The organism is Citrobacter sp. XY323 (assembly GCF_025106035.1).
Taxonomy (GTDB): domain Bacteria; phylum Pseudomonadota; class Gammaproteobacteria; order Enterobacterales; family Enterobacteriaceae; genus Citrobacter; species Citrobacter braakii.
In genome coordinates this window covers 609,771-626,422 of record NZ_JANYUK010000001.1, presented here as the reverse complement: position 1 = coordinate 626,422, position 16,652 = coordinate 609,771, and the positions used below count along the sequence as shown (strand labels likewise).

Here is a 16,652-nt window from a genome sequence, read left to right as displayed (position 1 = left end):
TGGTGTAGACTCGTAAACCTAAATCTTTTTAATTTGGTTTACAAGTCGATTATGACAACGGACGATCTTGCGTTTGACCAACGCCATATCTGGCACCCTTACACCTCCATGACCTCCCCGTTACCGGTTTATCCGGTGGCGCGTGCCGAAGGTTGCGAACTGATTTTAGCCAGCGGTGAGAGGCTGATAGACGGCATGTCGTCCTGGTGGGCGGCGATCCACGGTTACAATCACCCACAGCTGAACGCCGCGATGAAAACGCAGATTGATGCCATGTCACATGTGATGTTTGGCGGCATTACCCATGCCCCGGCCATTACGTTGTGCCGCCAGTTGGTGGCGATGACGCCAGAGGCGCTGGAGTGCGTTTTTCTCGCGGATTCAGGTTCGGTCGCCGTAGAAGTAGCAATGAAAATGGCGCTGCAATACTGGCAGGCCAAAGGCGAATCCCGTCAGCGTTTCCTGACATTTCGAAACGGTTATCACGGCGATACCTTCGGCGCGATGTCGGTCTGCGATCCCGACAACTCGATGCACAGTCTGTGGAAGGGTTATCTGCCGGAGAACCTGTTTGCGCCCGCCCCGCAAAGCCGCATGGACGGCGAGTGGGACGAACTGGATATGGTGCCTTTTGCCCGCCTGATGGCCGCGCATCGCCACGAGATTGCGGCGGTGATCCTTGAGCCGATTGTGCAGGGCGCTGGCGGCATGCGCATGTATCATCCCGAATGGTTAAAACGCATCCGTAAGATGTGCGACCGTGAAGGGATCCTGCTGATTGCCGATGAAATCGCCACCGGATTTGGTCGTACAGGCAAGCTTTTTGCCTGTGAACACGCCAACATAACTCCGGACATTTTGTGCCTCGGCAAAGCGTTAACCGGCGGAACGATGACCCTTTCCGCCACCCTGACCACGCGTCAGGTCGCGGAAACCATCAGCAACGGTGAAGCCGGATGCTTCATGCACGGTCCAACCTTTATGGGTAATCCGCTGGCCTGCTCCGTCGCCTCCGCCAGCCTGTCGTTACTCGAAACCGGTGAGTGGCGCTCACAGGTAGCGGCTATTGAAGCGCAACTGCGGACAGAACTCGCCCCGGCGGCAGACTCGAGTTGGGTAGCCGACGTGCGCGTACTCGGCGCCATCGGCGTGATCGAAACCACGCATCCGGTGAATATGGCGGCGTTACAGAAGTTCTTTGTTGAACAGGGTGTGTGGGTACGACCGTTTGGCAAATTGATCTATCTGATGCCGCCGTACATTATTCAGCCCGATCAGTTGCGTCGTCTGACCCAGGCCGTAAACGAGGCTGTGCTCAGTGCAACATTTTTTAGCGAGTAATCAGCGCCCGGTCCGGACGTGGAAAAGTGGTACAGCCCGGATTATTCGATGACTGATTAAGTAACAATATTTAGACATGAAGGCCGGATTATTCCGGCCTTTTTTTATTTGCATCAAAGAAATTGTAAATCGTTTTATATCGATGCTGAGCAAAAATTGACGGGTGATTTAATAAGCGATAGCGTGAATTTGTCACGTAAGTGATTAAAGTGAAAGGATTTTATGAGATTTTCCTTAAATGGAGTTTTAAGAAAATGGCTATTCCAGCTTATTTATGGCTCAAAGATGACGGCGGCGCTGATATCAAAGGTTCCGTCGATGTTCATAGACGTGAAGGCGGCCCGCTTGAGGTTGTACGATGAAACGGCTCGCATTGTTGCTACTACTTCCGTTTATTGTGGCCACTTCAGCAGCTGGCGAAGTGAACTGGCCCGATGCGCTGAAAGGCGTGGCTACGGGCGATCAAGCGTGGCTGAATAAAACGCCAGAACTCGCGGCTGCGGCAGATGTTAAGCAGGCCATTAAACTGGAAGATGCTTTATCTGCTGCCCTAACAGCAAATACAACCGGCGCTCTTGATGCGCTCAGCGTCATTGACGCGGGAAAATGGCCGCACATGATCGGGACTGATATTGTCTGCGGAGTGCCTGTTGAAGCTCCAGCAACCGTTGATGATTTTTATCAGCGGACACGTCCTGCGTTGTTAAGCACTGATAAGGGCGCTCGCTGCTTGTGGTTCCTCGAAGCAACATATGAGGAATGGAAAGCAGACAAAGCCCGTCAGGTTAAGTAAGATAATTAACCCGGTCAATATGGCCGGGTCCTTTCCTCCGCTTCCCTTTGATTTTTCGTGCCGCAGCCGCTAAGGCGCTGAACCCTCTCAGCCGCTCCCTGAATACTCAACACCACACAATAACCGCTCATGCAGTGGGTTTAACCGACAGCACCGGCACGCCGCACACGTTCCGGCACCCAGTAAGGATTATTAAATGACATTTCACGTCTCAACCGTTGCGAAAAGTACCGACCGCCAGTTACGCGATATTCAGAACGCGCTACCCGATGAGAACGCCGACACCAGCAGCGACAGCGACTACGCCGTCCGGGCTAATGCTGTATCAGGCGTGGCGGACGATCTCTACGCCTATCAGGGCTGGATTATTCGCCAGATTTTCCCTGACACCGCCGAGAAGGAGTATCTGGAGTTTACTCGATGCCGCACTGGCTGGACTGGTCACCAGTGTGAATAAAGTCCCCTACTTCACCGGAGAGGATAAGGCAGCGCTGGCTGATTTAACTTCTGTTGGTCGTGACATTATCAGCAAGAACACTATTGCCGACATTCTCACATACCTTGGTTTGCACGAAACCGGATTTGCCACCCTTGATTGAACGCAAAACAGTCCAGAATATTTCGCCACGCTACATACGGTTCCTGGCTACACTTTTTGGCTAACGAGAGGAGTCAGCATGAAACTAATCAGTAACGATCTGCGCAATGGCGAAAAGCTTGCGCATCGCCACGTCTTTAACGGCATGGGGTATGACGGGGATAATATTTCCCCGCATCTGGCGTGGGATGACGTGCCCGCAGGGACCAAAAGCTTTGTCGTGACCTGCTACGATCCTGATGCACCAACCGGCTCCGGCTGGTGGCACTGGGTGGTGGTAAATCTGCCAGCAGATACCCGCGTACTCACGCAAGGCTTCGGCTCCGGGCTGGTTGCGCTGCCGGATGGGGTGATTCAGACCCGTACGGATTTTGGGAAAGCAGGTTATGGCGGTGCTGCGCCGCCGAAGGGGGAAACCCATCGCTATATCTTTACGGTTCACGCATTGGATGTGGAGCGTATTGATGTCGATGAGGACGCCAGCGGCGCGATGGTTGGCTTTAACGTTCACTTCCACTCGCTCGCCAGCGCCTCGATTACGGCGATGTTCAGTTAAGCTGTGTTGTGCCGGATGTCGGCTTCGCCGCATCCGGCCTACTAAACAAGGCTTATCTACAGAAATTCAGGCATCAATTTCAACAACGTCCCCTGGGCTAACAGTTCGGTTGCGCACTCAATATCCGGAGCAAAAAAGCGATCCTGCGTATAGTGGGCAACCTGCTCGCGCAGAGCCTGGCGCGCCTGCTCCAGCAGCGGGCTTGAGGTTAACCCTTCACGCAGGTCAATCCCCTGACACGCCGCCAGCCACTCCACGGCAATCACGCCGCGCGTATTCGCCGCCATCTCCCACAACCTGCGCCCCGCTGCCGGCGCCATAGACACATGATCTTCCTGGTTGGCGGAGGTCGGCAAGCTGTCCACGCTGTGCGGATGCGCCAGCGCTTTGTTCTCGCTCGCCAGCGCGGCCGCGGTTACCTGAGCAATCATAAAGCCGGAGTTCACCCCGCCGTTTTTCACCAGGAACGGCGGCAACTGCGACATATGTTTGTCCATCATCAGCGCAATGCGTCGCTCTGATAACGCCCCGATTTCCGCAATCGCCAGCGCCAGATTATCTGCCGCCATCGCCACCGGTTCAGCATGGAAGTTGCCGCCGGAAATGACATCGCCCTCTTCGGCAAACACCAGCGGGTTGTCGGAAACCGCGTTGGCTTCTACCAGCAGGACCTCCATTACCTGACGCATTTGCGTCAGGCACGCCCCCATCACCTGCGGCTGACAGCGCAAAGAATACGGATCCTGCACTTTTTCACAGTTATGATGCGACTGGGAAAGCGCGCTGGTGTCGGTCAACACGTGGCGGTACAGCGTTGCGGCATCAATCTGCCCACGCTGTCCTCGTGCGGCATGAATACGGGCATCAAACGGACGACGAGAGCCCAATACGGCTTCGGTGGTCAGCGCCCCACACACCGTCGCAGACGCGAACAGCTCCTGGGCTTCAATTAACCCGCGCAGCGCAAAGGCTGTGGAAGCCTGGGTACCGTTGAGCAGCGCCAGCCCTTCTTTCGCCTCCAGCGTAATCGGCTCCAGCCCGGCCTTTTTCAGCGCTTCGGTCGCCGGAAGCCATTCCCCCTGCCAGCGCGCTTTACCTTCGCCCAGCAGCGTCAAAGACATATGCGCCAGCGGTGCCAGGTCGCCCGATGCGCCCACTGACCCTTTCGCCGGGATCAGCGGATACACCTCGGCATTCACCAGCGCAATCAGCGCTTCAATCACGCTGAGACGAATACCCGAAAAACCCCGCGCCAGGCTGTTGATTTTCAGCACCATAATCAGGCGTACCATCGCGTCATCGAGCGCCTCACCAACGCCTGCCGCATGGGAAAGCACCAGCGAACGCTGTAAATTCTGCAAATCTTCCGTGGCGATACGGGTCTGAGCCAGCAGGCCAAAGCCGGTATTAATGCCATACGCCGTACGGCCTTCAGCGACAATATTATTGACGCAGGCGACGCTTGCGTTGATCGCATCAATCGCCCCGGCATCCAGGCTCAGTTTGACCGGCTGCTGCCAGATGTCGCGTAGTTGCGCAAAGCTCAGGTGACCCGGCGTTAATGTCATGGTGTTCATATCAGCGTTTCTCCTGCGTCGCCGCGACCATCGGCAAATTCAGCCCTTCTTCGACGGCGCAATCCACCGCAATGTCATACCCGGCGTCGGCGTGGCGCATCACCCCGGTAGCCGGATCGTTATGTAATACCCGGGCGATACGCGCTGCGGCTTCATCAGTGCCATCGCAAACAATCACCATCCCGGCATGCTGGGAGAAGCCCATTCCTACCCCGCCACCGTGATGCAGTGACACCCAGGTTGCACCGCTGGCGGTGTTAAGCAGCGCGTTCAGCAGCGGCCAGTCGGATACTGCATCAGAACCGTCGCGCATGGCTTCGGTTTCGCGGTTCGGGCTGGCGACGGAGCCGGAATCCAGATGGTCACGGCCAATAACAATCGGCGCAGACACTTCACCGCTGCGCACCATTTCATTAAACGCCAGCCCCAGTTTTTGACGCCATTCCAGACCGACCCAGCAGATACGCGCCGGTAATCCCTGGAAGTTAATCCGCTCACGCGCCATATCCAGCCAGTGGTGCAGATGTTTATCGTCAGCCACGATCTCTTTCACTTTGGCATCCGTTTTATAAATATCCTGCGGATCGCCGGAAAGCGCCACCCAACGGAACGGGCCAATGCCGCGGCAGAACAGAGGGCGAATATAAGCAGGGACGAAACCGGGGAAATCAAAGGCGTTTTCCACGCCCATCTCTTTGGCCATCTGGCGAATGTTGTTGCCGTAATCAAACGTCGGCACGCCCATTTTGCTGAACGCCAGCATTGCCTCGACGTGCGTTGCCATTGAGCGTTTCGCCGCCTGTACCGTGCCCTGCGGATCGGACACCGCTTTCGCCTGATACGCTTCCCAGCTCCAGCCGGACGGCAGATAACCATGCAGCGGATCGTGGGCGCTGGTCTGGTCAGTGACCATATCCGGGCGCACACCGCGCTTCACCAGTTCCGGCACAACGTCGGCGGCGTTAGCGCATAGCGCAATGGAGACCGCTTTACCCTCGCGGGTGTACTTTTCGATACGTGCCAGCGCGTCTTCAAGCGATGTCGCCTGCTCGTCCACGTAGCGGGTACGTAGACGGAAATCGATCCGGCTTTGCTGGCACTCAATATTCAGCGAGCAAGCACCTGCCAGCGTTGCGGCTAACGGTTGCGCCCCACCCATGCCGCCCAGCCCGGCGGTCAGCACCCAGCGTCCGCTCAGGTTACCTTGATAATGCTGACGCCCGGCCTCAACGAAGGTTTCATAAGTCCCCTGCACGATGCCCTGGCTACCGATGTAGATCCAGCTCCCGGCGGTCATCTGGCCATACATCGCCAGCCCTTTGGCGTCCAGCTCGTTGAAGTGTTCCCAGGTAGCCCAATGTGGCACCAGGTTGGAGTTGGCAATCAGCACGCGCGGCGCATTGTCATGGGTTTTGAAAACGCCAACCGGTTTACCGGACTGGACCAGCAGGGTCTCATCGGTCTCCAGTTTGGTCAGCGCGTTGACGATGGCGTCATAACATTCCCAGTCCCGCGCGGCGCGACCAATCCCGCCGTATACCACCAGCTCATGCGGATTTTCCGCCACATCGGGATCCAGGTTGTTCATTAACATGCGCAGCGGCGCTTCGGTCAGCCAGCTTTTGGCCGTTAAAGTGGTGCCGCGTGGGGCACGAATATCCTGCTGACGGTACTTGCTATGAGACATGGTAGAGCACTCCTCGCGAACGATCGGACAGATAAGTAACATATACTTGTCTATACAAGTTGTCGCAAGCGTGCTTTTAACAAAAAAGATACAATTTTATTATACTGCGGCAGCAATCACGCTTTTCAGGACATAAACCGCCCTTGCAGGCGATAGCGGGAACCCGGGAAGAGCAAACGGGCATGAGAGACAATGGATGACGCAGACCAGGTTTTACGGCGGATCAGCAGGCAGGGATCGTGTTCTTTGATATTCAGCAGCGCGCACTCTTCGGCACTGGCGCGTACCGCTTCAACAATATGCTCGCCTTCCGTTAAAGGGGCTATCAGCGACAGATACGCGTGCGGCGTAGTCTGGCTGTAATCCTGCGCCAGATACGCCGGCACAATTTCGGCATTCACGCAGCGATCTTCAATCTGCACCGGCAGTTCGTTCTCGTAGTGCACCATGACAGAGTGAAAAATGGAGGTGCCTTCTTTGACGTTTAACACCAAAGCCTGCTGCGCGCTTGCCTGGGTTCGTTCCAGCGTGATCACCTCGCAGCGGTGCTGATGCTGACGGGCGTTGATTTCATCCGCGATGCTGCGAATTTCAAACAGCGCAGACTGGCCCTTCGGCTCGGCGACAAACGTCCCTACGCCCTGTAAACGAACCAGTAACCCTTCATCCGTTAACTCACGCAGCGCCCGGTTGATGGTCATGCGGCTGAAACCATACTGCGCCACCAGCTCCGCCTCAGAGGGAATGCGATCGTGAGGTTGCCAGATACCGCTGGCAATCTTTTCGCTGATCTCCTGTTTGACCTTTTCGTAAAAAGGTGCCGGAGCAGAACGGGATGGGAGCATGCGTAAGCCTTCCTTAAGCTGAGAATGTGAGTGGGTACAGTTTACAGGCATTACCCGAACCTGATAAGCGCAACGCCATCAGGTATATCAGTGCCACCAGTGCGCGATTTGCCAACCTAATCGCGCCGCAACGCGCGCCGCTCTGCCATCATCGTCAAAGCGTGGATTAAATTCAACCATATCCACCGCCTGCAGTTTACCGCTACGACACAAGGGTTCAATCAGACTCAGCAGCGTCGCCAACGGTACGCCCAGCGCAGCGGGTGCCGACACGCCGGGCATTTCCCACACCGGCAGCACGTCGAGATCGATAGTCAGATAGATAACATCCAGGTTGGCGACAAACTGCGCTAACTGCGCCTGCGCCGTTGCACAGAACAGATCCTCCACCACGGTCACACCGAGCCGTTGCGCCTCATCCCATAGTGCCAGGGTGTTTGCCGCCCGACTGACGCCGATACAGGCATAGTGAAATTCACGCTGCTGTTCATCGCAAAGCTGCGCCAGTTGGCGAAACGGTGTACCGGAAGTAGCCTGATCGGCATGGCGCAAATCGAGGTGCGCATCGAAGTTGACGATCCCCACTTTCGCCTGCGGGAACGCATCCAGCACGCCTGCGCCGTGCGCAAATGCAGTTTCGTGTCCTCCCCCCAGAACAAAGGTACGCATATTCTCCTGCTGACAGCGCTGCACCGCATTGCGTAGCGCCTGCTGCGCGCCCTCAAGGTCGGGGGCCTGGGCCACAATATTTCCCAGATCTACCAGCCGATGATGCCCATCGTGGCTGGCTAAATTCGCCAGCGCCTTGCGCAGCACATCGGGCGCTCCGGCGGCTCCCGTCCGGCCCTGATTACGTTTCACGCCTTCGTCGCAGGCAAACCCAAGCAGCGCTATCTGCTCGCGATACATTTCTGGGCTAAATGTCGGGCTCAGCGTGATCGTCTGAAACAGGCGCAGCGCATTCGGCGATTCGGCGCGATCATCACGTCCCTGCCACAGCGCAGGGGAAACAGGTTGCCAGTGAGTCATACTATTTGTCCTTTGAATACGCGTTGGTAGAGCGGGTTGCGCCCCGGTTCATACAGGATCTCGACCGGGAGAGTGGCATCCCACACCACAAAATCGGCCACAAACCCGGCCTTCAATTGACCATGAGTGGCATGACGTCCCAGCGCCCGGGCCGCATGTCGGGTGACGCCCGCCCATGCTTCTTCCGGCGTTAAGCCAAACTGAACGCAGGCCATATTCATCGCCCAGTGCAGGCTGATAAACGGGCTGGTACCTGGGTTAAAATCTGTCGCCACCGCCATCGGTACCTGATATTGACGCAGCAACGCCACCGGCGGACGCTGTTGCTCTTTAAGGAAATAGAATGCGCCGGGCAGCAGCACGCCGACCGTACCGCTTTGGCTCATCGCCGCTACGCCCGCTTCATCGAGATATTCAATATGATCGGCGGATAACCCGTGGTAGCGGCTTACCAGCTGTGCGCCACCCAGCAATGACAGCTGTTCAACATGGCCTTTAATCGGGATGCCCAACGCCTGCGCGGCCTGAAACACCCGCTCGCTCTGCGCCAACGAAAAACCCACGCTTTCACAAAACAGATCCACAGTCTCGAACAGCCCTTGTTCCCACAGCTGCGGCAAAATGGTCTCGCACACCAGCGTAATATAGCCGTCAGGATCATCCCGGTATTCTGCTGGAGTCGCATGGGCAGCCAACAGCGTGGGGCTTATTTCAATGATATTCTCCGCCGCCAGCGCCGCTGCCACGCGCAATATTTTCTCTTCTGTCTGCAAATCCAGGCCGTAACCGGATTTTATTTCCAGCAACGTAACGCCTTCTTTGATCAGCTGTTCCATACGCTGATGCGCTAGATGTAAGAGTTGCTCATCACTGGCGCTGCGGGTTGCTGATACGGTGGCATTGATACCCCCGCCCTGGGCGCTTATCTGCTGGTAGGAGACACCGTTTAGCCGCTGCTCCCATTCACCTGCGCGGTTTCCACCAAAGACCAGATGCGTATGACAGTCAATCAGGCCAGGTGTAATTAGCCTGCCCTGCATATCAAAGGTATTGTCATGTGTGAGATAGAGCGATGACTCCGGGACGATATCGCGAATCTTCCCCTGACGGACGATCAGCGCATGACCCTCCACCAGCCCATACGGGGTGTTACGTTCGGGATCCATGGTCGCCAGACGAACATTGCGCCAGATAACATCATCAGGGAAGAATTGCTGCATTCGACTCACCACTTGTCATAGGTTGTATAGACATTTATTTTTGATTATACGGATGTTGTCAACCTGAAGGACCGTAATTGTTATGTATTTGTGATATAAGAACTCTCCGCGCCGGGCATTACGGCGATAAAAACAACTTTTTACCTTTTAACCTTCCCGTTTCGCTCAACTTAGTATAAAAAAGCAGGCTTCAATGGATAACTTTCAAAGCCCGGAGCAACCTGTGAACATATCATCAGTTTCCCGTCTGGCGCTGGCAATGGCTTTTGGCGTGACGCTGACCGCCTGTAGCTCTACGCCGCCCGATCAAATTCCTTCCGATCAGACCGCGCCAGGTACCTCTTCGCGCCCGATCTTGTCGGCCAATGAAGCGAATAACTTCGTTGCTGCGCACTATTTTTCCGCGCTGACGCCAAACACCGCGCCGTGGAGCCCTTCTGCTATTTCTCTGCCTGCACAGCCTGACTTCGTGGTTGGCCCGGCAGGGACTCAGGGCGTCACCCATACCAGCATTCAGGCTGCGGTTGATGCGGCAATCATCAAACGTACTAACAAACGTCAGTACATTGCGATTATGCCGGGCGAGTATCAGGGCACGGTATATATCCCGGCAGCAACGGGAAGTCTGACGCTGTACGGCATGGGCGAAAAACCGCTGGATGTGAAAATTGGCCAGGCTATTGATGGTGACATGAGCACCGCAGACTGGCGTCGTACGGTGAACCCGGGCGGTAAATACATGCCGGGTAAACCGGCGTGGTATATGTTTGATAATTGCCAGAACAAGCGCGGCACAAATATTGGCGTGATGTGTTCTGCCGTCGTCTGGTCGCAAAATAACGGTCTGCAATTGCAGAACCTGACCATCGAAAACAATCTGGGTGACAGCATTGATGCGGGTAATCACCCGGCCGTTGCGCTACGTACCGATGGCGATAAAGTGCAGATCAATAAGGTCAACATCCTCGGTCGCCAGAATACGTTTTTCGTGACTAACAGCGGCGTACAAAACCGTCTGGAAAACGATCGTCAACCGCGTACTTTGGTAACCAACAGCTACATTGAAGGCGATGTGGATATTGTTTCCGGTCGCGGCGCCGTGGTGTTCGATAACACCGATTTCCGCGTTGTGAACTCCCGTACTCAGCAGGAAGCCTATGTGTTTGCACCAGCGACGCTGTCAAACATCTACTACGGCTTCCTCGCCACAAATAGCCGCTTCACGGCGAGTGGTGATGGCGTGGCACAGTTGGGCCGCTCGCTGGATGTCGATTCAAACACTAACGGTCAGGTCGTTATCCGCGACAGCGTGATCAACGAAGGCTTTAACATGGCAAAACCATGGGCTGACAGCGTTATCTCGAAGCGTCCTTTTGCCGGTAATACCGGTGCAGAAGATGACAAAGGTGAAATCCAGCGCAACCTGAACGACACCAACTTCAACCGCATGTGGGAATACAACAACCGCGGTATCGGTAGCAAAGTGGTTGCCGAACCGAAGCAGTAATCACAGCCATCAAACCGCTGGCGGGAACACTCCCGCCAGCCCCCTTCACCGCTTTCAACGTCTTTTCTTCACACAGGTAATATTTTCACCAACGCAGGTTTAAATTGATCGCGTGAATCAATCTATTTATAGCCATAATAATTCGAGTTGTATGAAGGCAAGCCCAGGCGCTTACCTAAGTAAGTTACAGTAACGTTTAACTGGACAAATATTGTTTTGCCGCTAAACTCACTTTTTAACCTAAAATAGATAAAAAGCCAAGCCATATTAATTTTAATATATGAGCATTGTCAATATATATCACTCTCCGGAAAAGGAAGATTACCGTAACTTTTTCTAAAAATAAATCAAAAAACCCGTTACGATATTTCCAATATATAATATATATATTGTGAAATTTTATTCAAAAATAACTCATCAGACCAGTCACCTTTATTCCTAATTATCCCACCACAGCTTTTAGCTTCTGGTGATTTACGAAAAATGCCGCATATAATCTTTTGGCACAGTGAGTGCAGGGTTAATTTTTTACAGCAACTAATATCTAAGGATTTATGGATATGAAAAGCATGATTCATTCATGAAAAAAAAAAGCAGCGCAGTATCGTGAGCTGAAAAAGCAGAAAGGCGTGACGCTGCTTGAAATTATCATTGTACTGGGCATTATCGGTATTATCGCTGCAGGTGTGGTTATTCTGGCACAGCGTGCGTTTGCTTCTCAGGACATGACCGATGTTGTTGATAATAGCAACACTATCCGCGTATCAATGACTGAAGTATATCGTGATGCGAACGGTTATCCAGGTTCTTCAAGCCTGGCAGGCATCACTAAAGCTCAACTGGATGCAGATAAAACAGCGACCAGTCCTTCATACCCAGGACCAGTTTTGACCATGTTGAAGATGGGTAAACTGACCAGCAGTGAGGCTTTTAATAACTTCTCCAATGAACCATTTGAAATTGGTCCTGCAGGCATTGGTGCAACAGCGGATAAATCAAAAGGTTTCTATATTGCTGTTAATGGCTTAAGTCAGGAAGAATGTCGTAACCTTATTTCTCAGACGGGTAGCGAGTGGGATTATGTAGAGACTCAGGTCGTTGCCGCTGGATCGAATACTGGTTATCTTGTTGCTCCAGATGTTGTTGTACCAACACTGCTGATGGGCGTAGAACCTTCTGGATCAATCGTTAAGACGCTGAAAAAAGATACTTTGACTCCGGATATCATCACTGGGGCGACTGTTTGTACTGACCAAGGTTCTGCTAACGCGGTAATTCTCGGCAGCCGTTAATTTATAACGTTATTTTCTGATAATCTGATAAATTGCCCCCATAATGGGGGCAATATTTATACCACGGACGAAAAAATGTCGTACAAATACCTCAAAAAAAACGTTCGCCCGCAGGCAGGTGTTACCCTTCTTGAAATGATTATTGTGCTTGCCATTATCGGCATGTGTCTGATGACTTATGCAAATTATAAACGAAAAGAAGCCCAGCAAAGTCACCAGCTTATTGTCGCTGATATGATCGTCCGTGATATTTCTGGCGTAATGCGCTTTATTGCGCAAAATAAACTGAATGTTCTGGGGGGCGGTGAAGAAGCCAACCCACTATTCGGGACGGAAAATACTAACGTCACCCTCGCGAATTATGATAATCGCGTCACCAATAAAACATTACAGGATCAACCCTATCCCAATACGGATACAGACAAGTTTTATTCCGGCTGGTCTGTTGGTGTGTCAACGCAAGCCCAGGTATCGCCCACTCGAGGTTCTCGCTATCTGTTTCTGGGTAGTGAATGTAAAAATGGCAATAACCCGAAAGGGAAACTGCCCTTCGCCCTTGCGGAGTCTATGCTGCCGTGTGAACTGCGCCCTGGCGCCGAATCGCTGGAGTTAGTGCTGGAACGCGTGGACTTCGTCAACAACATTCGGCAAGCCGGCACCAGCGGGCCAGGTATTGAACGTGTCGACTTCTACATCACCTACCAGACAGATGCCGAGAACGAAGGTCTCCATTTTGCCGGATTTATTAAGCCGCTGGAAAAAGCGCTGAAAAGTGTCGATCTCGGTTATCTGCAGGCGGTGGTGTTTGAAATCGAGGGTAACGGTAATTTTAACCTGGTAACAACGGCCTCAGGCCAACCGCTGCAGATGGGTGACGTTCCCAATCATATGGACAGGCTTGATACGAATAAACGTTACGGCATTCGCTTAAGCTTAGACAAAAGCAGTGAAGATATAGCTGCCGATGGTTCTGTTCCGGCTGCCAAACTGTGCTGGAACGATGCCAAAGGCGAAGCCGGACCGTGTATTACGGCGATTGATGAAGACCGCCTACTGATTACCAGCAGCGATGCAACGGGCAAAGATAAAAACGAACCGGCGATGTGCTGGAGCAGAGAGCAAAACAAGAGCACGCTGTGCCTGGCGGCAATGAACAGCAACGGCGTCAATCCGGATGGCAGGCTTAATCCAGACGGCACGCCGTATAATCCGGACGATCGCATTCTGCATCTGCGTACCAGCGCGGATAAAACAGACGGTAGCGAAGTGGATCCTGCTTCGCCGAGCTCGCTCAAAGGCACCACCGGCACGCTGTACGCCAATATCGTGATGGAAAATACCTCGCGCAAGCATCCGGAAAAATGGTATGTGGCTTACAATGGAACTGATGCTGACAGGCTTAAAAACGGTATCCAGGATGATGATGATACCAGTAGCTTACCTAATCAATTTGCAGATGCTTTCCATGGTCAGTATGAGCTGGTGACGCCCACCACCACCTTTTATCAGTCATTCAAAAACGATTACCCGCAGGGTAAAGGTCCGACAGGAGCTGATCCTGTTTATACAGCCGCAAATGATAGTACAAATTACAACAAGCTCTTAAGTGAGCCGGGCGTGATTCGTTTACCGTTGCAAACGTGTCCTAAAGTCACCGGTATCGATAAAGACCGTAAAACCAAGCTGCGTAGCCTCTATCCCCGCCTGTCGGTCGCCATATCATCTGTCGCGGCAGATGAGGATGATGGGGCAAACAAAACCGGTGGCTATTTCGACTATACCCAGCAGGGGGCAACCCGGACGAATAGCTACAAGAGTAAGAACGATCCGAAACCTTTGGGCGCGGTAGCCGCTGTGGCGATCCAGGCCAACATCGTGGTGAACAAAGATATTGTCTCTGCCAACGTCCCGGATAAAGTGGACGTAAACGGAATCTTTGAGGACTGGATCGCGGAGAAATGGTTTAAAGGCACAGGTAATAATCTGGACGAGCCCTTCTGGTTAATCAGCGCCGCGTCGGCAACAATTACCCCAGGTGGCAAAAAAGATGTGAATAAAATAAACCCACAGTCTCTCTCGGTGGTAATTAACCAGTGGTGCAGCACAATCCCGCAGGGGGGAATGATTTCATCCGAAGGTTACGCCTGGACTGAGGCGGAGCCGAATAAGTATGTGCTCCATTCTCTTGTTGCGGAAGATAACGATCTTAAATTTTATAAAGAAAACGGTGATGAACTTAAGATTCCGGACCATGAAAGAAACACCTATTAATCATTGGAAGAGTAAGATGAAAAAAACATGGATAATTGGGGCTGCCGTGTCCGCATTATTAGGCAGCCAGGGAAGTTTTGCCGCCAGCGCGCCAGCCGGGCAAAAAATTGACGCAGGGATGTTAACCACCACGCCAGTGAAAGAAAGTACAACCACGCCGCGAAATCCCTTTTCCGGAGATGATACGGTGAAAAGCGTTGCGCCTGTCAGTGCGCCAGTGGTGGAAATAAAAATTGATTTACTGGAAGAGGAGTTATTAAGCCAGCAGCTCTCAAAATGGGCGCAGCAAAATGGCTATAAGCTGCTCTGGAACAGCTCAACTGATTTTGTTATTTACAAGGCAATTCATTTGCAGGGTAAATCAACACAGGATGTGCTGGTTAAGCTTGGACAAGTATTTACGTCAGAAAACTACGGGCTGGTGATAAAAGACTACCAGGCGAATAACGTACTGATCATTGATGAGCAGTAATTAAGCAAGGGAATAATGCTATGAAAATTAAAGTTTCGCTTCTGGCGTTGACGCTGGCTCTTCAGGGTTGTACGTCTATTGATACCAAGTACGATAAAAGTATTGTCCCGCAGGAAACCGACAACCCGACCACTGCGGATGAAATGAAAACGACCGGTTATATGAAATATAACGAGCCTTATCTGGGCAAAAAGGTTGAATATAACTCCCGTAAACAGGCGCTGCTGCGTAAGCAAGTGAGTATTCAGTCTTACGAGCCTACCGATCTGGCGACAATTCTTGAGGCGGTGACCGCGCAAACCGGTATTAGCTACCGTATTAATACTTCCGTTCCCGGTGGAAAATCGGATGCGGGGGAACCGGAGTTCCGTAGCGTTAAATTCAACGGAACGTTTGAGGAATTTACCCGCTATATTTCCGCACTGTATGACGTGAATCCGCTGCTGGATAACAACGGCGTACTGGTCGTCTCTTATTTCCAGAACTATGTGCTAAAGCTCGATTTTTACGGCGAAGACAACAAATTTGAGACCAGTCTCGATCTGTCCGGTAATGAAGCCACTTCCGGCGGCGGTCTGAAAGGCAAAGCCGAAACCAAGTTTGAATCCAGCTTCTGGGACGACGTTGAGGATATGGCGGATAAATTCGTCTCCAGCGGCGTTTACAGTATTTTCAAAGACGCCTCGATTCTGACGATCACCGCGCGTCCTTCGGAATATCACGCGCTGAATGAGTCACTGAAAAAATTTCAGGCGGATAACACCCGTCAGTTTGTCGTGACTTACAAAATATTCACCCTTGATAAGCGCAAAACGAAAGAGCTGGGCGGTGGGGTCAATATGACCTTCAACGATGGGACCTCCTCTTTTGGTATCGACAGCTCAGAAATGCTGATGAAGCTCTCCGGCGGCTTAACCGCAGGCTGGACCAATCAGCATATGAATATCAGCTCTCAGTTGGATGCCCTGTACGAACTCACCGGCAGTAAGGTGATCCAGAGCGGTTCGTTTATTACCCGTAATAACATCCCTATTCCGCTCAACATGACCACGTCGCAATATTATGTCTCCAGCCGTACCAGGGAACAAGATTCCAATACAGGAGACGTCAGTACGGAGGTGGAAACCACGGAACTGGTCACCGGCACCAGCTTTATTCTTACCCCGCGTATCTTAACCGACGGGCGAATTGAAGTGGCCAGCGGCTTTACCAAGCGCTACCTCAACTCAATCGATACCTTTGATGAAGTTCAGTTGCCGTCGGTAAGCACGACGGAAATGTTTAACATTTCCACAATTACGCCGGGTAGCCTGCTGCTGGTCAGCAAATACGAAGCGAAAGAGGATTCTGACGGTCAGGGATGGTCGGTGCTGGCAGGCTCAGTTACCAACAACGAACATGTCGAAACCGTGGTGATGGTAGTCGGTATTGATAATTACCGTGCCCCAACGCAGACCCGATGAG

14 protein-coding genes and 1 pseudogene are annotated in these 16,652 nt (G+C 52.7%); 10 read left to right on the top strand and 5 right to left on the bottom strand.

Going from position 1 to position 16,652, the window contains the following annotated elements; genetic code table 11:
* The first annotated feature begins 51 nt into the window (after positions 1–51).
* The 5 genes and pseudogenes from bioA to N0B36_RS02915 all read left to right on the top strand — a co-directional run bounded on the left by bioA (position 52) and on the right by N0B36_RS02915 (position 3,288).
* On the top strand, positions 52–1,341 hold the full coding sequence (gene bioA, locus N0B36_RS02935; protein WP_200079513.1) for an adenosylmethionine--8-amino-7-oxononanoate transaminase: 1,290 nt from the start codon (positions 52–54) through the stop codon (positions 1,339–1,341).
* Positions 1,342–1,699: 358 nt separating this feature from the next.
* The gene (locus tag N0B36_RS02930; protein ID WP_200079512.1) at positions 1,700–2,134 is read left to right on the top strand and encodes a hypothetical protein; all 435 of its coding nucleotides are present in this window, start codon (positions 1,700–1,702) and stop codon (positions 2,132–2,134) included.
* A 196-nt stretch (positions 2,135–2,330) separates the two neighbouring features.
* A complete protein-coding gene (locus N0B36_RS02925) occupies positions 2,331–2,591 on the top strand; it encodes a hypothetical protein (RefSeq protein ID WP_200046429.1) in 261 nt (86 codons plus the stop codon).
* Positions 2,560–2,712 (top strand): annotated as a pseudogene (locus N0B36_RS02920) (phage tail protein); the annotation flags it as partial. The gene N0B36_RS02925 and the pseudogene N0B36_RS02920, both read left to right, overlap by 32 nt.
* 99 nt (positions 2,713–2,811) lie before the next feature.
* Positions 2,812–3,288, top strand: coding sequence for a kinase inhibitor (locus N0B36_RS02915; protein ID WP_200046428.1), 477 nt, complete (start codon positions 2,812–2,814; stop codon positions 3,286–3,288).
* A 56-nt stretch (positions 3,289–3,344) separates the two neighbouring features.
* Here N0B36_RS02915 and hutH read toward each other — a convergent pair whose 3' ends face one another.
* From hutH to hutI, 5 genes are all read right to left on the bottom strand, one after another.
* Positions 3,345–4,865: a histidine ammonia-lyase gene (hutH, locus tag N0B36_RS02910; RefSeq protein ID WP_047501300.1), complete on the bottom strand. Its 1,521-nt coding sequence runs from the start codon at positions 4,863–4,865 to the stop codon at positions 3,345–3,347.
* A 1-nt stretch (position 4,866) separates the two neighbouring features.
* Positions 4,867–6,552: a urocanate hydratase gene (gene hutU / locus N0B36_RS02905; protein ID WP_181220641.1), complete on the bottom strand. Its 1,686-nt coding sequence runs from the start codon at positions 6,550–6,552 to the stop codon at positions 4,867–4,869.
* A gap of 125 nt (positions 6,553–6,677) precedes the next feature.
* Positions 6,678–7,397, bottom strand: coding sequence for a histidine utilization repressor (locus N0B36_RS02900; RefSeq protein ID WP_016152334.1), 720 nt, complete (start codon positions 7,395–7,397; stop codon positions 6,678–6,680).
* Between the two features lie 87 nt (positions 7,398–7,484).
* Positions 7,485–8,426, bottom strand: coding sequence for a formimidoylglutamase (gene hutG, locus N0B36_RS02895; RefSeq protein ID WP_049282675.1), 942 nt, complete (start codon positions 8,424–8,426; stop codon positions 7,485–7,487).
* Entirely contained in the window at positions 8,423–9,646 is a 1,224-nt protein-coding gene (hutI, locus tag N0B36_RS02890; protein ID WP_049269855.1) for an imidazolonepropionase, read from the bottom strand. Before hutI ends, hutG begins: the two co-directional genes overlap by 4 nt.
* Positions 9,647–9,869: 223 nt before the next feature.
* Between hutI and N0B36_RS02885 the strand changes: the two genes are divergently transcribed.
* From N0B36_RS02885 to N0B36_RS02865, 5 genes are all read left to right on the top strand, one after another.
* A complete protein-coding gene (locus N0B36_RS02885) occupies positions 9,870–11,153 on the top strand; it encodes a putative acyl-CoA thioester hydrolase (protein WP_259686042.1) in 1,284 nt (427 codons plus the stop codon).
* Positions 11,154–11,764: 611 nt separating this feature from the next.
* Complete coding sequence (locus tag N0B36_RS02880; protein WP_409065451.1) at positions 11,765–12,445, top strand: type IV pilus major pilin; 681 nt, start codon at positions 11,765–11,767, stop codon at positions 12,443–12,445.
* 75 nt (positions 12,446–12,520) lie between these two features.
* Positions 12,521–14,716, top strand: coding sequence for a prepilin-type N-terminal cleavage/methylation domain-containing protein (locus tag N0B36_RS02875; protein WP_200079510.1), 2,196 nt, complete (start codon positions 12,521–12,523; stop codon positions 14,714–14,716).
* A 16-nt stretch (positions 14,717–14,732) separates the two neighbouring features.
* Positions 14,733–15,188, top strand: a complete 456-nt coding sequence (locus tag N0B36_RS02870; protein ID WP_019076325.1) for a TcpQ domain-containing protein — start codon at positions 14,733–14,735, stop codon at positions 15,186–15,188.
* Positions 15,189–15,208: 20 nt separating this feature from the next.
* Entirely contained in the window at positions 15,209–16,651 is a 1,443-nt protein-coding gene (locus tag N0B36_RS02865) for a type II and III secretion system protein (protein WP_259686040.1), read from the top strand.
* Position 16,652: the final 1 nt, after the last annotated feature.

Coding starts and splice junctions, on each gene's coding strand:
- N0B36_RS02915 (WP_200046428.1), top strand. CDS start 2,812: ATGAAACTAATCAGTAACGATCTGCGCAATGGCGAAAAGCTTGCGCAT.
- hutU (WP_181220641.1), bottom strand. CDS start 6,552: ATGTCTCATAGCAAGTACCGTCAGCAGGATATTCGTGCCCCACGCGGC.
- N0B36_RS02875 (WP_200079510.1), top strand. CDS start 12,521: ATGTCGTACAAATACCTCAAAAAAAACGTTCGCCCGCAGGCAGGTGTT.
- N0B36_RS02925 (WP_200046429.1), top strand. CDS start 2,331: ATGACATTTCACGTCTCAACCGTTGCGAAAAGTACCGACCGCCAGTTA.
- hutH (WP_047501300.1), bottom strand. CDS start 4,865: ATGAACACCATGACATTAACGCCGGGTCACCTGAGCTTTGCGCAACTA.
- bioA (WP_200079513.1), top strand. CDS start 52: ATGACAACGGACGATCTTGCGTTTGACCAACGCCATATCTGGCACCCT.
- hutG (WP_049282675.1), bottom strand. CDS start 8,426: ATGACTCACTGGCAACCTGTTTCCCCTGCGCTGTGGCAGGGACGTGAT.
- N0B36_RS02870 (WP_019076325.1), top strand. CDS start 14,733: ATGAAAAAAACATGGATAATTGGGGCTGCCGTGTCCGCATTATTAGGC.
- hutI (WP_049269855.1), bottom strand. CDS start 9,646: ATGCAGCAATTCTTCCCTGATGATGTTATCTGGCGCAATGTTCGTCTG.
- N0B36_RS02930 (WP_200079512.1), top strand. CDS start 1,700: ATGAAACGGCTCGCATTGTTGCTACTACTTCCGTTTATTGTGGCCACT.
- N0B36_RS02865 (WP_259686040.1), top strand. CDS start 15,209: ATGAAAATTAAAGTTTCGCTTCTGGCGTTGACGCTGGCTCTTCAGGGT.
- N0B36_RS02900 (WP_016152334.1), bottom strand. CDS start 7,397: ATGCTCCCATCCCGTTCTGCTCCGGCACCTTTTTACGAAAAGGTCAAA.